This is a genomic window from Methylibium sp. T29-B (assembly GCF_000576225.1).
Taxonomy (GTDB): Bacteria; Pseudomonadota; Gammaproteobacteria; order Burkholderiales; family Burkholderiaceae_C; genus Methylibium; species Methylibium petroleiphilum.
On the sequence record NZ_AZSN01000006.1, the window covers coordinates 1 to 14638 of the forward strand.

Below are 14638 nucleotides of genomic sequence, written 5' to 3' on the forward strand. Positions count from 1 at the left end.
GGGAGTAGAGACTACCCTCCAGACACCCGTCCGTGGTCTTCGAAGACAGTGCGGCCCGTGATGCGCCGGTGCTCGCTGATCGCGAAGCGATCCGTCATGCCCGCCACATAGTCGGTAACGGCGCGGAACGGCGTGGCGCTTTCGGCCGCAGCCGACGGCAGCTCGGCAGCTCCCGTCACGTAGGCCTCGAACAGTTCGCGTACCACGCATCTTGCGCGGTGCGTCGTGCTCTCGACCTGCGGGTGGCGGTAGAGCTGCGCGAACAGAAAGCGCTTCAGTGCCAGGCTCTCGTCCCGCATCGCCGGCGTGAACTGCACCAGCAACGGCGACATCCTGACATCGGACACCTTCTCGATGCGATGCTGCCGCAGCGCGTCGCGAGTGGCATCGATCACGTCGTAGACCTGGGCGGACAGCAAGCGCCTCAAGGTTTCGAACAAGAGCCTGCGGCCCTCGAGGCCAGGATGCTCACGTCGAGCTGCATCCATGTGGGTTGCCACCAAGGGCACTTCGCGAAGCTGCTCGAGACCGATCAAACCCGAACGCACGCCGTCGTCGACATCGTGTGCGTTGTAGGCGATCTCGTCGGCGAGGTTGCACAACTGCGCCTCCAGGCTGGGCTGCGTGCCGTCGAGAAAGCGGCGCCCGACACCGCCCGGCTCCTGCAGCTCGAGCGCCTGCGCGTTGCGTCTGGAGCAGTGCTTGAGGATGCCTTCCCTTGTCTCGAAACTGAGATTCAATCCTTCGAAGCTAGCGTATCGTTGTTCGAGTCGGTCGACGACCCTCAGCGACTGAAGGTTGTGCTCGAACCCCGAGCCTGCGGATCGATGCGTCGCAAGCAGCCGTTCAACTCATCCTGCCCCGCATGTCCGAACGGGGTGTGTCCCAGATCGTGCGCGAGCGCGATGGCTTCCGTGAGGTCTTCGTTGAGCTGCAGAGCACGGGCTATCGAACGCGCGAGCTGCGCCACCTCGAGCGAGTGCGTGAGCCGCGTCCGGAACAGGTCGCCCTCGTGGTTCAGGAAGACCTGGGTCTTGTAGACGAGGCGTCGGAACGCGGTGGAATGAACGATGCGATCGCGATCGCGCTGGTAATCGTCCCGGGTCGGTGCGGGCGCTTCGGCGTAAAGGCGGCCACGGCCGCTGGCCGGATCGCTGGCGTAGGACGCGAGCGACATCATCAGCGCAGCGTGGGAATCACGTACAGCGCGAAGCGAGGACCTGACGCAAGGTTGCATCCGGCACGCTGCGCAGCACGGCATGCCCGATGGCGTCGAGCAGCACGAACTTGATTTCGCCGGCTTCCGCCTTCTTGTCGAGGCGCATGAGCTCGAGATAGCGATCCGCCCCCAGGTCCGGCCCCTTCACCGGCAAACCCGCACGGTCGATGAGCCGGATCAGGCGCTCCGCGTCCCCCTCGGGCAGCAGGCCCAGTCGCGCCGAGGTTTCGGCTGCCATCGCCATGCCGCAACCGACAGCCTCGCCATGGAGCCACTCTCCGTAACCCAGACCGGCCTCGATCGCATGACCGAAGGTATGGCCGAAATTGAGAATGGCTCGAAGGCCGGCCTCGCGCTCGTCCTGCCCGACGACGGCCGCCTTGATCTCGCACGACCGTCGCACGGCATGGCGCAGGGTGGCCACATCGCGAGCAAGCAACGCATCCAGGTTAGCCTCGACCCAGCCCAGGAAGCTCGCATCGGCGATCGGCCCGTACTTGATGACTTCGGCCAGGCCGGCGCGCAACTCCCGCATCGGCAGCGTGCTCAACGTCTCCAAATCGACGACGACGCAGACCGGCTGATGGAACGCTCCGATCATGTTCTTGCCGCGCGGGTGGTTGATCCCCGTCTTGCCACCCACGGAGGAGTCGACCTGCGCCAGCAGCGTGGTGGGGACCTGAACGAAGGGCACCCCGCGCATGTAGCTGGCTGCGGCGAAGCCGGTCATGTCGCCGACCACCCCACCGCCCAGCGCATAGAGGATCGTCTTCCGATCGGCGCCTCCAGCCAGCAGCGCGTCGAAGATCAGGTTCAGCGTGGTCCAATCCTTGTGGCTTTCGCCGTCGGGCAGCGTGATGAGCTCGACCTGTGCGTGCTTTCCGCGCAGAGCGTCCCTCAGGAGCTGCGCATAGAGCGGCGCCACCGTGGTGTTGCTGACGATGACGGCCAACGGGCTGCGCGGTACGCCTGCAAAACTTTCGGGCGCGCGCAGCAAGCCCGAGCCGATGCGTATGGGATAGCTCCGCTCGCCGAGGGCGATATCGATGGTCTCGATGCCGGAGAGAGGAGTCACAGAGATCGATGACATGCCCGAAGTGTACGGGCCCAGTTCGAGCGTCCTAGCGCGGCGGCTCGACGGCGGAGGCACCCGGTTCGCATCGACGATCCCGGCCAGCTCGAGTTGCATCAGGATCATGCCCACCAGAGTCTGGACCGTCGGCCTCCCCGTCTCGACGACAAAATGCGCAGTCTCGCGGTACAGCGGATCGCGCTCGCGATAGAGCTGCTGCAACCGGGCCCGAGGATCCTTGACCTGCAACAACGGCCTTTGCGTGTCGTGACGCAGGCGCCGGTGCAGTTCTTCCGGCGAGGATCGCAGGTAGAGCACCGTGCAGTCCTCGTGCAGAACGCGGCGATTGACCTCCCGCAAGACGGCACCTCCGCCCGTGGCCAGTACGCCGAGCCGGCTGGCACAGAGCTCGCCGATCACCTGCTGCTCAAGATCGCGAAATCGGCCTTCGCCCTCGCGCTCGAAGTAGGAGCGGATCGGTTCCCCGATCCGCTGTTCGATCACCGTGTCGGAATCCGTGAAACTGACGCCGAGCTTCCGCGCCAGCACGCGGCCGACCGAAGACTTGCCTGAACCGGGGAGCCCGACCAGTGCCAGCCGCATTGCAGCGTCCGGCTGCTGCCCGTCAACGGGCCGTCGTCGGTTTGCCGCGACGCCCTCGATCAACGTGCAGCGGCAGTGCGGTCGGTCACGACCTTGGGCGTCAGGAACACCAGCAGTTCGGTCTTGTTCGACGTCCGGGTCTGGCTGCGGAACAGCGCACCGAGCACCGGCACATCGCCCAGCAGCGGCACCTTGGTGTTGTCGATCTGCTCGGTCTGCTCATAGATGCCACCGATCACCACCGTCCCGCCATTGTCGACCAGCACCTGCGTCTTGACGTGCTTGGTGTTGATCAGGATGCCGGCCGCCGTGGTGGCTCCGGGGCTGTCCTTGTTCACGTCGACGTCGAGGATGATGTTGCCTCCGGGGTGATCTGCGGGATCACTTCGAGCTTCAGCGTCGCCTTGCGGAACTGGATCGCCGTCGCGCCGCTGGAGGTCGCCGTCTGGTACGGAATCTCCGTGCCCTGCTCAATGAGCGCCTTGACCTGATCGGCCGTGACCACACGCGGACTGGACACGATCTTGCCCTTGCCGTCCGCTTCCAACGCGGAGATCTCGAGATTCAGGAAGCGATTCATCGCCGAATTGAAGATCGACACCGCGAACGTGGCCGCGTCGTAGCCGTTCTGACCGACGGCGGGCAGATTGACGAAGTAGCTGTTCGTCGACGGTGTGCCTGTGGTTAACCCGCTGCTGTTGATCGGAGGCGCCTGCCCGGTGGCGGCGCCGATACCGAGGTAATTGCCGCCGATGCCGGCGTTCACCTTCGACGACGGTGCGACGGTCGCACCGAGCTTGGCTCCGAGCGAGCGGCCGAAGGTATCGGTCGCCTCGACGATGCGTGCCTCGATCAGTACCTGACGGACCGGGATGTCGATACGGGCAATGATCTGCGCCACCTCTTCGAGCTTCGAGGGAATATCGCTGACGAAGAGTTGGTTGGTGCGCGTCTCGTACACGATGCTGCCGCGCGGCGACAGGATGCGACTGTTGTTCGATCCGCCGCCCTGTCCACCGTTACCACCTTGCCCGGCCTGCTGCCCCGTGAGCCCCTTCGATACTTCCTCGGCCTTCACATAGTTCAGCTGGAATGCCTGAGTGCGGACTGGCTCAAGAGACGCAATCTGCGCCTTGGATTCCAGTTCGAGCTTCTCCTTCGTGGCAATCTCATCCTTCGGCGCGATCCACAAGACGTTCCCGCTCTTGCGCACACCCAGACCCTTGGCCTGCAGGATGATGTCGAGCGCCTGATCCCAAGGAACATCCTTCAAGCGCAGCGTGACATTGCCGGTCACCGTGTCGCTGGTCACCACGTTGAAGTTGGTGAAATCGGCGATCACCTGCAGCAGCGCACGAACCTCGATGCTCTGGAAATTCAACGAGAGCTTCTCGCCGGCATAGCCCGGACCTTGCGTCAGCTTGTTCGGATCGATCTTCTGCGGACGCACCTCGAGCACGAACTGGTTGTCGGTCTGGTAGGCACTGTGTTCCCACACACCGGTCGGCTCGACCACCATCCTGACCTTGTCGCCGCTCTGAAAGGACGACACGGTCCGCACCGGGGTGCCGAAGTCGGTCACGTCGAGACGGCGACGCAGGCTCTCCGGCAGGCTGGACTTCAGGAATTCAACCACCAGGTTCTGGCCCTGCTGGCGAATGTCGACACCCACCTGGTTGCTGGGCAGATCGACCACCACGCGACCGGCACCATCCTGGCCGCGGCGGAAGTCGACGGCACGCAGCACCTGCGGTGCGTCATTGAGGCTGTCGGCAAAATGAACCGGCGCCGCCGTCGCTGGGGCGGCGACGGGAGCGGCCGCCGTGGGTGCGGCCGCAACATTGCCACTGGTCTGCAGCGTCAACACGAGAGTCTTGCCGTCGAGCGTCGCCGAATAATTGCCCGGTTGCTTCAGGTTCAGCACGAGGCGGGTCCGATCGCCCGCCTGAGCGACGTTGACGGATCGCAGGTTGCCTTGGTTGACGTCGACGCTGGAACGGCCCAGTGCGTTGCTCACCCCCGGAAGATCGATCGCGATGCGCGGCGGCGTCTGGACAGCGAACCCTGCCGGCACGGCCCCCAACGCTTCACTCAGTTCGATGCGCACCACGTCGGCCGCGCCCTGCTGGCTGCTGTTGATCGCCTGAATCGCGTTCTCCGCCCACGCGGACACCGCGGAGAAGAACAGCGCGAGCGCGACGGCTGGTGCTCGCCATTGGTTCATGGTCGTGATCTCCCGAATTTTCGTCATCGCGCCTTCTCCTGCAGCTGGAGGGCAGAGGGACGCTCTATCCATTCACCCGCGGCATCCTGAACAACTTCCCGCACGCCCACCTCGGTCTCGGAGATCTTTGTGATCTTTCCGTAGTTTTGACCGAGATAGTCACCCACCTTGACCTGGTAGAGCAGGTTGTCGACTCGCAACAGTGCGAACTGACGCCCTTGCTTGGACACACTGCCGACCATGCTCATGGAGTCGAGCGGATAGGCCTCCAGCGGCTCCTTGCGGCGGTTCATCTCGCCCGCCAGCAGTGAATTCGGCTGACGCGCCTCCTGCTTGAGGGCCACCGCGAGCTTTTGGCTGCTGAACGGTTCTACCGCACGAGCCTGCTCATAAGGTTGCGGATCGAAGCGCTTCGGTGGCGACAGCGGTGCGATGCTGGGGCGGACTTCACGACGCTGCTGGTCCATCCAGGCCTGAAGTTCTTCCTGCTCGGCGCCGCAGGCCGACAGCAGCATCAAGGCTGCCATTGCGGACATCATCAGCGCAGTGCGTTGCAACGGCCTGGTCATTTCTTTGCCCCCGCTGCAGCCTTCTGGCTGGCTTCCCGCGCCTTGCGCTGAGTCTCCACCTCGCTCGGATCAAGGTAGCGATAGGTGCGCGCCAGGGCGTCCATGCTCAGGTTGCCGGTCCCCGCACTGGCTGCATTCTGCGCGCCACCGGGTCCGACGCCGGAAATGTTGAGGTTGTGCAAGGTCACGATCCGGGACAGGTTTGCCACGTCTGCAGCGAAGGAGCCTATGTCGTGGTACCTGCCCGTGACGCGGATCGCGATCGGCAATTCGGCGTAATAGTCCTTGACCGCCACCTGCCCAGGCCGGAAAAGCTCGAACTGCAAACCACGGCCCAGACCGGCCTGGTTGATGTCCGACAGCAGAGCATCCATCTCGGCCTTGCCCGGCAACTGCTTCTCCAGTTGCGTGACGTACTCCTGAACCTGGATCTTCTGCTTGCGCAGTTCGCCGAGGTTCACCGCCTGGGCCAGCTTGGCGCGGTAGTCCTGCCGCAGACCCGGTTCGCGGTCGCGCTCGGCCTGCAACTCGTCAGCCGTCGCCGACAGCAGAACGAACCAGGCCACCACCACCAACGCAGCCGCCACGGCCACGAAGGTCACCAACTTGGGCAGCCACGGCCACTGCCCGGGTTCGTTGGTATTCAGCCCACGGAACTGCCCGGAAAGATCTTGCAGGACGGAGTTCAGATCGAGTGCGGGGTTCTTTTTCGTTGCCATCTGAGCGTCCTCAGGAACGGGGCACCGACGCGGCCGCCGCCGGAGCCGAGGCCCCCGCAGCGCCGGGGACCGCCGACTTGTCCGGCGTCTCCACTTGAGGACGCTTGAGACCGACCTTCACCACGAAATCGAACAATCGCTTCTGCTCGCGGTTGGGCGTCGTCAGGCTGGCCGCCTTGATCTCCACCAACTCCGGCTTCTCGAGCCAAGTCGAGTTGTAGGCAGTGTTGCGCAGAAACTCGGAGACGCGTTCGTTCGTCTGCGCAATGCCGTTGATTGCCACCACCTGACCATCCTGCTTGATCGTGGTCAGGTACACGCCTTCGGGCGTCTGCTTGACGAGTTCGTTCAGAAGGTACACAGGGATGTTGCGATCCGTCTGCAGATCTTCGACGGCCTTCTGACGCGCCTTCAGGCTGTCGATCTCGGCCTTGAGCGTCGCGATGTCCTTGATCTGCTCCTCGAGCTTCTTGATCTCGGCTGTCAGGTAGGCATTGCGCTCTTGCTGGGTGCTGATCATCTGTTGCAGCACCAGGTACCAGAGCGCCGCAATGGCGATACCGGCTGCAGCCGCGACACCCAGCCCGACGAAGAAGGCCTTCTTGCGACGCTGCCGCCGCTCTTCGCGATGCGGCAGGAGGTTGATCAAGATCATTACAGGAACCTCCGCATCGCCAGGCCGCACGCGGTCAGGTAGGCCGGGGCTTCACGGCGCAGCTTGCTCTCGCGCACAGCGGACCCGAGGCGCATGCCTTCGAAAGGATTGACGACCATCGACGCAAAGCCCGTCAATTCGGTCACCCGCTCCTTCAAGCCAGGCAAGGTTGCGGTGCCACCACCCAACATCACGTAGTGCACCTTGTGGTGCGGTGTGCTGGTGAAGAAATACTGCAATGCCCGACCGATCTCCTGCGCCAGACTGTCGACAAACGGCACCAGCAGACTCGATTCGTAGTCTTCCGGAAGATCACTGGCCAGCTTCTTCTGCTCGGCCTCTTCGAACGAGAAGCCATACTGGCGCGAGATCATTTGCGTCAGCTGCGACCCCCCGAAGGCTTGGTCACGGTCGTACAGCAGTTCCTCGTCGCGAAGCACCTTGAGGCTGGTGGTTTCGGCGCCGATCTCGAACAGCGCCACCAACGCATCACGCCCTTCGTTAGGCAAGGCCGAGACGATGCGCATCATGGCCAGACGAGAGGCATGTGACTCGATATCCAGCACGACCGGCTTCAGCCCGGCGGCCTCGGCGAGGCCCTGGCGATCCTGCACCCGATCTTTCCGCGACGCAGCAATCAGCACCTCGACGTCGCCGACCGAGGACGGGCTCGGCCCGACGACACAGAAATCCAGGCTCACCTCATCCAGCGAAAACGGAATGTACTGATTGGCCTCGGACTCGACCTGGAGTTCGAGTTCCTCGTCACGCAAGCCGGCCGGCAGCATGATCTTCTTCGTGATCACTGCCGACTGTGGCATCGCCATCGCCACTCGCTTGGAACGGGTACCGCTCTTGCTGACGACACGGCGCACCGCGTCGGCCACTTCATCGAATTTCTCGATCTGGCCGTCAGCGATCCAGCCTCGCTCGAAACTCTCGGTGGCAAAACGTTCAAGCACGTACTGGCCCGAGGCGGACTGACCCAGCTCGACGAGCTTGACGCTCGAGGAGCTGATGTCCAGCCCGACGAGCGGCGCTTGCTTGCCTCCCATCAACCCGTCTAGAAAGCCCACACGGTCTCCCGCTCGCCGCTGCACGGCTGTTAAGAAGTTACTTCAATGCTAGCAGTAAAGCCTTTGTGTCCCAATGCTTTCGGGCTGCGCGTCGGCGACCACGCGACAAGCTCACGTTGCAAAACTCACGGTCCGGGCAAGCGCCTAGTCCCCCGCACACCGGGCACCGGTGGGCATGCCGGGACGCGATCCATGTCGTTCGGAGCGCATTTCTATAATCGTTAGGTCCTGCTGGAGATTCATGAGCGCCAAAGATCGCAAACCCTCGCCGACGGCGTCCACATCTTCCCGAGCCGGTTTTCTATCCAACCTGCCCGCCGCGGCCCGGTGGCCCCTGCTGGTCGGCGGGTCGGCACTGGCGCTCGTCGTATCAGGACTGCTGGGTGGCTTCGCGCTGCTGGCGATCGCGTTGGCCGTGGCCTACCCGAACCTGCCCGAGATCAGCAGCCTCACCGATTACCGGCCCAAGCTGCCCCTGCGCGTCTTCTCCGCCGATGAAGTACTGATCGGCGAGTACGGCGAAGAGCGTCGTCTGTTCGCGCCGATCGGTCAGATTCCGAAGGTGATGCGCGAGGCGGTGCTGTCGATCGAGGACGCGCGCTTCTATCAACACGGCGGCGTCGACTACATCGGGATCGTGCGCGCGGGGCTCGCCAACGTCGGCGAATCCCGCAGCAGGGTGCCTCGACGATCACGATGCAGGTGGCACGCAACTTCTACCTGCCGACCGAGAAGACCTTCATCCGCAAGGTGTACGAGATCCTGCTGGCGCTGAAGATCGAAAGCCAGCTCAGCAAGGACCAGATCCTCGAGGTCTACATGAACCAGATCTATCTGGGGCAGCGCGCCTACGGTTTCGCGGCCGCCTCGGAGATCTACTTCGGCAAGCCGCTGAAGGACGTGACGGCCGCCGAGGCGGCCATGCTCGCAGGTCTGCCGAAGGCGCCGTCGGCCTACAACCCGGTCGCCAATCCGACGCGGGCGCGACAGAGGCAGCAGTACATCATCGAGCGGATGTACGAGAACGGCTACCTGACCGAGGAACAGGCCGAGGCTGCCAAGGCTGAGCAGCTCAAGTACCGCAGGGACATTTCGGTCCCACTGCACGCCGAGTACGTGGCCGAGACGGCTCGCCAGCTGATCTTCAGCCAGTACGGCGAGAGCGCCTACACCCGCGGCCTGAACGTCTACACCAGCGTGCGCGCGGTCGAGCAGGAAGCGGCCTACCGGGCGCTGCGCCGAGGCATCACGGACTACGAACGACGGCAGGTGTACCGGGGACCAGAGGGCTATGTGGACCTGCCCGCGGACCCCAAGGCGCTCGACGCCCGGGTCGCAGAAGCGCTTGACGAGCATCCAGACAATGACGAAATCAAGGCGGCGGTCGTGCTCGAAGCCAGTTCCAAGCAGGTCGTGGCCGTGCTGCAGAGCGGCGACACCTTGACGATCACCGGCGAAGGCCTGCGTCCGGCGACCTCGGGACTGTCGCCCAAGGCCGGCCCCAAGGTCCAGATCCGTCGAGGCGCGGTGATCCGCGTCATCAGGGGGGCGAAGGACGTCTGGTCGATCACCCAGGTGCCCGAGGTCGAGGGCGCCTTCGTCTCCATCGACTCGCGCACCGGCGCGATCCGCACCATGGTTGGTGGCTTCGACCATGCGAAGAGCAAGTTCAACCATGTGACCCAGGCCTGGCGCCAGCCGGGTTCGAGCTTCAAGCCCTTCATCTACTCGGCCTCGCTCGAGAAGGGCTTCACACCGGCCACGGTGATCAACGACGCGCCGCTGTTCTTTGACGCGGCCGCTACCGGCAGCCAGCCCTGGGAGCCGAAGAACTACGACGGCACATTCGACGGCCCGATGTCGATGCGCCGCGCGCTGGCGAAGTCGAAGAACATGGTGTCGATCCGCATCCTGGAGGCGATCGGCACCGACTACGCGCAGAACTGGATCACCCGCTTCGGCTTCGACGCCGACAAGCACCAGCCCTACCTGCCGATGGCGCTGGGAACCGGCTCGGTCACGCCGCTGCAGATGGCCGCGGGCTATGCGGTGTTTGCCAACGGCGGCTACCGCGTCAACCCGGTGCTTGTCACGCGGGTCACCGACAACCGCGGCCGCATCCTGGCGCAGACCGAACCGGCACCGCTGGACGAGTCGGCGCGCGTGATCGACGGTCGCAATGCCTTCGTGATGAGCAGCCTGCTGCAGGAGGTCACGCGCTCAGGCACCGCAGCGCGTGCCCAGGCCACCCTGAAGCGAACCGACGTCTACGGCAAGACAGGCACCACCAACGACTCCCAGGACGCGTGGTTCGCCGGCTACACGCCGAACCTGGTGGCAGTGGTGTGGATCGGCTACGACCAACCGCGCAAGCTCGGCGACCGGGAAACCGGTGGCGGGCTGTCCCTGCCGGTGTGGATCGATTACATGAGCGTGGCACTCAAGGGCGTGAAGGTGACCGAACTCACACCTCCGGAAGGCCTGCTCAATGTCGGCGGCGAGTGGTACTACGAAGAATACGGCCCGGGCAACGGCGTCAGCAGCCTTGGGCTCGACACACCTGCGGCTCCCGCGCCCACTGAGGAAGAGCGCAAGAGCATCCTCGACCTGTTCAAGAACTGATCGTCATCCCGGCAGGTGCGTCGCCGGCGCCATGCCGTCAGATCGTCGGCGGCGCGAAGTTCAAGGGTCGGCCCGCCTGCTCGCTCGCGCAACGCGACAGCGTGACAAAGAAGTCCTCCTCGGTCTTGGTGTCGCACCAGGTGCCTGCCACATGGCGATAGTGAAAGCCGCCGCTGCGTGCCGCCAGCCAGATCTCCTGCAAGGGCGGCTGGGTGTTCACGACGATCTTGCTGCCATTCGGAAAGCTCAGCTCGAGCAAACCGCCGGTGCGCGCTGCATCGATATCGACCACATCGTCCTGCAGCCAGCGATCGACCTGCAGTTCGATGCCGCCCAGCACGGCTCTCGTCAGCGCCTGGTAGTCGGCGTCGCTCAGCGCAGAGGCGGGGGTCGCGGTGCTCATTCGTAGAATCCGATGATGTTGAAACCTGCTTCGATTCTAGGCAGCCGCATCTCCGTGATCGCGGTGTGTGCTTTGCTGGGCGGACTGACCCTGGGTGGCTGCGGCCAGAAGGGCGCGCTCTACCTGCCGGGATCGTCGAAGCCCGCGCCGGCTCCCGGCCAGGCCGCCTCTGCGCCCACCGGGGTCGCCCGATGACGCTGCCCGGCGCCCCATTCGTCGCCTACCGCGGCACGGAGTTGTTCATCGACGGTTGCGCGGCAAGCGAGCTTGCGGCACGCTTCGGCACCCCGCTTTACGTCTACAGCCGCCGCGCCATGCTCGCCGCGCTGGCGCCGTACCAGCGGGCGCTGGCCGGGCGGGAGCACCTGATCTGCTACGCGATGAAGGCAAGTTCGAGCCTGGCGGTGTTGCAGACCTTCGCCCAGGCCGGATGCGGCTTCGACATCGTCTCGGGTGGCGAACTCGATCGCGTACTGGCGGCCGGCGGTGACCCGGGCAAGGTGGTGTTTTCAGGGCTCGGCAAGACGCGTGCGGAGATGCGGCGTGCGCTCGAGATCGGCGTGCGCTGCTTCAACGTCGAAAGCGAGGCGGAGTTGGACGTGCTGTCCGAGGTGGCGTTGTCGCTCGGCCGGGTCGCCCCGGTCAGCCTGCGCGTCAACCCCGACGTCGACGCGAAGACCCACCCCTACATCTCCACCGGACTGAAGGGCAACAAGTTCGGCATCGCGCACGACCGGGCCGTCGCGGCCTACCGCCGCGCGGCGCAGCTCCCCGGGCTCAAAGTGGTGGGGATCGACTGCCACATCGGCTCTCAGATCACCGAGATCGCGCCCTATCTCGATGCCGCCGACCGCGTTCTGGACCTGGTCGAGGCGATCGAATCGAGCGGCCTGCGGATCCACCACCTCGACCTCGGCGGCGGCCTGGGCATCCAGTACACCGATGAACGACCGCCAGCCGCCGACGCCCTGATCGGCGCACTGCTGGCGCGCCTCGACGCCCGGGGGCACGGTGCGCGCACGCTGGTATTCGAGCCGGGTCGCTCGCTGGTCGGCAATGCAGGTGTGCTGCTGTCCGAGGTGCTGTACCTGAAGCCCGGTACGCACAAGAACTTCTGCGTCGTCGATGCCGCCATGAACGACCTGATGCGTCCTGCCCTGTACGAAGCGACGATGGGCATCGTGCCCTGCCGACTGCGGGACGGCGTGCCTGTCGTCTACGACGTGGTCGGCCCGGTGTGCGAATCGGGTGACTGGCTGGGCCGTGACCGTGCGCTGGCACTGCAGCCGGGCGATGCCGTCGCGGTCCTCAGCGCCGGAGCCTATGGCATGAGCATGGCCAGCAACTACAACAGCCGCCCGAGGGCCGCCGAGGTGATGGTCGATGGCGACGTGGCCACGCTGATCCGTGAACGCGAACCCGTCGCGGAGCTGTTCCGCGGAGAACATTTGCTGCCCGCTGACTGACGTCCTCCGGCGGGGCAGCTCAAAGCCGCCCTTCGCTCACGGCGTGGCAGGCCACGCGGATGCCGTCGATCGCCTGCCAGGCCGGCCGCTCGCGCCGGCAACGCTCGTCGGCATGCGGGCAGCGCGGATGGAAACTGCAGCCGCTGGGTGGCTGCAAGGGGTTGGGCACTTCGCCTTGGACCGGTATGCGCGGCCGCCCGCTCATCTGCAGATCGGGCACCGCATCGAGCAGCATGCGCGTGTACGGATGCCGGGGCCGACCGAACAACGTGCGCTTCGGCGCCAGTTCGACCAGCCGGCCGAGGTACATGACACCCACCTGATCGGCGACGTGTCGCACGACGGCGAGGTTGTGCGAGATGAACAGGTAGGTCAGGCCGCGCTCGCGCTGCAGGTCCTTCATCAGGTTGAGCACCTGGGCCTGCACCGACACGTCGAGCGCCGAGGTCGGCTCGTCGCACACCAGGAAGTCCGGCGACGTGGCCAGCGCCCGCGCGATCGAGATGCGCTGGCGCTGGCCGCCCGAGAACTGGTGCGGGAACTTGCCGGCGTCTGCCTCGGCCAGCCCCACGGACGCGAGCAGCGCACCCACGCGCTCGCGCAGGGCCGCGGGCCGGCGTTCCACGCCCTGCTCGATCAGCGGCTCGGCCACGATGGACTGCACGCTCCAGCGCGGGTTGAGACTGGCGTAGGGGTCCTGGAAGATCATCTGCAGACGGTGCTGTGGCCCGGCCAGCACGCGTGACAGGTCTTCACCGCCGAATCGCACCGATCCGCTACTGGGCCGGTGCAGGCCGACCAGCAGCCGCGCCACCGTGCTCTTGCCGCAGCCCGATTCGCCGACCAGCGCCAGCGTCTGGCCGCGCTCGATCACGAAGTTCACGCCGTCGACGGCCTGGACGGTCTGCCGCGGCCTGCGCGCCAGCACACGCTCGAACCACGGAGGGGAGACGTCGAAGTGCTTGACCAGGTCGCGCACCTCGACCAGCGGCAACGCCTCGCCCGGTGCACTCATGCTGGCCGCTCCGCTGCTGCCTCGACCAGCCAGCAGGCCGCCCACGTGCGGCCCGCGTCCGACAGCGTCGGACGCTCGGCGCGGCAGCGATCGAAGGCGTGCGGGCAGCGCGGATGGAAGGCGCAGCCGACGGGAATCACGTCCAGCCGCGGCATGCTGCCGTCGATCTGCGCGAGCCGCTCGCGGTCTTCGTTCATCGACGGGATCGAGCGCATCAGACCGACCGTGTACGGGTGCCCCGGCGCGTGCACCACGTCGCGCACCGCGCCGATCTCGACGATGCGCCCCGCGTACATCACCGCCACCCGATCGCAGGCCTCGGCGATCACTCCCATGTCGTGCGTCACCAGCATCACCGCCGCGCCCTGCTCCTTGCACAGGCGCTTGAGCAGGTCGATCACCTGAGCCTGGATCGACACGTCGAGTGCGGTGGTCGGCTCGTCAGCGATCACCAGCTCCGGGTTCGCGGCCAGCGCCAGCGCGATCACGACCCGCTGACGCATGCCGCCGGAGAACTGGTGCGGGTAGTGGTCGATGCGTGCCTCGGGCGCCGGGATGCCGGTGTCGCGCAGCAGCGCCACGGCGCGCTCCCGCGCCGCACGCGCGTCGAGCGGCAGGTGGGTGCGGAGGGTCTCGACCAGTTGCTGGCCGACGGTGTACAGCGGGTCGAGCGAGGTCAGCGGATCCTGGAAGATCGCGCCGATGCGCCGGCCGCGGATGCGGCGCCATGCGGCCGGCGGCAGGTCGTCGATGCGCTGGCCCGCCAGCCAAATCTGCCCGCCGGCGATGCGCCCTGGCGGCTCCAACAGGCCGATGATGGCCGCGCCGGTGAGCGACTTGCCGGCCCCCGACTCGCCGACCACGCCCAGGATCTCACCGGGCGCAATGTCGAACGACAGGCCATCGAGCGCCCGCAGCGTTCCGCGACGACCGGGAAACTCGACCACCAGATCGCGCACCTCGAGCAGGCCGGGCGGCTTCAGCATGGCAGCGGA

The 14638-nt window shown here is 65.6% G+C and carries 10 protein-coding genes and 3 pseudogenes; 3 read left to right on the top strand and 10 right to left on the bottom strand.

Translation table 11 applies throughout. The features are described 5' to 3' along the window. Window positions 1–11 precede the first annotated feature (11 nt). The 7 genes and pseudogenes from Y694_RS01920 to Y694_RS01950 form a co-directional block, all read right to left on the bottom strand. A pseudogene (locus tag Y694_RS01920) lies at window positions 12–1177 on the bottom strand (deoxyguanosinetriphosphate triphosphohydrolase). Between the two features lie 19 nt (window positions 1178–1196). Further along, window positions 1197–2894, bottom strand: a complete 1698-nt coding sequence (aroB, locus tag Y694_RS01925; protein ID WP_036229396.1) for a 3-dehydroquinate synthase — start codon at window positions 2892–2894, stop codon at window positions 1197–1199. Window positions 2895–2953: 59 nt separating this feature from the next. Further along, window positions 2954–5118, bottom strand: a pseudogene (pilQ, locus tag Y694_RS01930) (type IV pilus secretin PilQ). A 23-nt stretch (window positions 5119–5141) separates the two neighbouring features. Continuing rightward, window positions 5142–5687 carry a pilus assembly protein PilP gene (locus tag Y694_RS01935; protein ID WP_081771143.1) on the bottom strand — a complete coding sequence of 182 codons (546 nt, stop codon included), beginning with the start codon at window positions 5685–5687 and terminating at the stop codon, window positions 5142–5144. Then, window positions 5684–6406, bottom strand: coding sequence for a type 4a pilus biogenesis protein PilO (locus Y694_RS01940; RefSeq protein WP_036229397.1), 723 nt, complete (start codon window positions 6404–6406; stop codon window positions 5684–5686). Before Y694_RS01940 ends, Y694_RS01935 begins: the two co-directional genes overlap by 4 nt. Window positions 6407–6416: 10 nt before the next feature. Next, complete coding sequence (locus tag Y694_RS01945) at window positions 6417–7061, bottom strand: PilN domain-containing protein (RefSeq protein WP_036229400.1); 645 nt, start codon at window positions 7059–7061, stop codon at window positions 6417–6419. Next, window positions 7061–8116 carry a pilus assembly protein PilM gene (locus Y694_RS01950; protein WP_036229403.1) on the bottom strand — a complete coding sequence of 352 codons (1056 nt, stop codon included), beginning with the start codon at window positions 8114–8116 and terminating at the stop codon, window positions 7061–7063. Before Y694_RS01950 ends, Y694_RS01945 begins: the two co-directional genes overlap by 1 nt. Window positions 8117–8378: 262 nt before the next feature. On the opposite strand from Y694_RS01950, the pseudogene Y694_RS01955 reads away from it, so the two are divergent. Beyond that, window positions 8379–10759: pseudogene (locus tag Y694_RS01955) on the top strand (penicillin-binding protein 1A). A 37-nt stretch (window positions 10760–10796) separates the two neighbouring features. Here Y694_RS01955 and cyaY read toward each other — a convergent pair. Then, window positions 10797–11162 (bottom strand): iron donor protein CyaY, encoded by a 366-nt coding sequence (cyaY, locus tag Y694_RS01960; RefSeq protein ID WP_011830691.1) that lies wholly within the window; start codon window positions 11160–11162, stop codon window positions 10797–10799. Between the two features lie 15 nt (window positions 11163–11177). Here cyaY and lptM point away from each other — a divergent pair, with 15 nt between their 5' ends. Further along, window positions 11178–11357, top strand: a complete 180-nt coding sequence (gene lptM / locus Y694_RS27010) for an LPS translocon maturation chaperone LptM (protein WP_148210971.1) — start codon at window positions 11178–11180, stop codon at window positions 11355–11357. Then, window positions 11354–12628 (top strand): diaminopimelate decarboxylase, encoded by a 1275-nt coding sequence (gene lysA / locus Y694_RS01965; RefSeq protein ID WP_036229404.1) that lies wholly within the window; start codon window positions 11354–11356, stop codon window positions 12626–12628. The genes lptM and lysA overlap by 4 nt, the downstream gene beginning before the upstream one ends. 19 nt (window positions 12629–12647) lie before the next feature. Here the strand turns inward: lysA and Y694_RS01970 are convergent, their stop codons facing one another. Both Y694_RS01970 and Y694_RS01975 read right to left on the bottom strand, forming a co-directional pair. Then, window positions 12648–13643 (bottom strand): ABC transporter ATP-binding protein, encoded by a 996-nt coding sequence (locus Y694_RS01970; RefSeq protein WP_036229468.1) that lies wholly within the window; start codon window positions 13641–13643, stop codon window positions 12648–12650. Beyond that, window positions 13640–14629, bottom strand: a complete 990-nt coding sequence (locus Y694_RS01975; RefSeq protein WP_036229407.1) for an ABC transporter ATP-binding protein — start codon at window positions 14627–14629, stop codon at window positions 13640–13642. Before Y694_RS01975 ends, Y694_RS01970 begins: the two co-directional genes overlap by 4 nt. Window positions 14630–14638 lie beyond the last annotated feature (9 nt).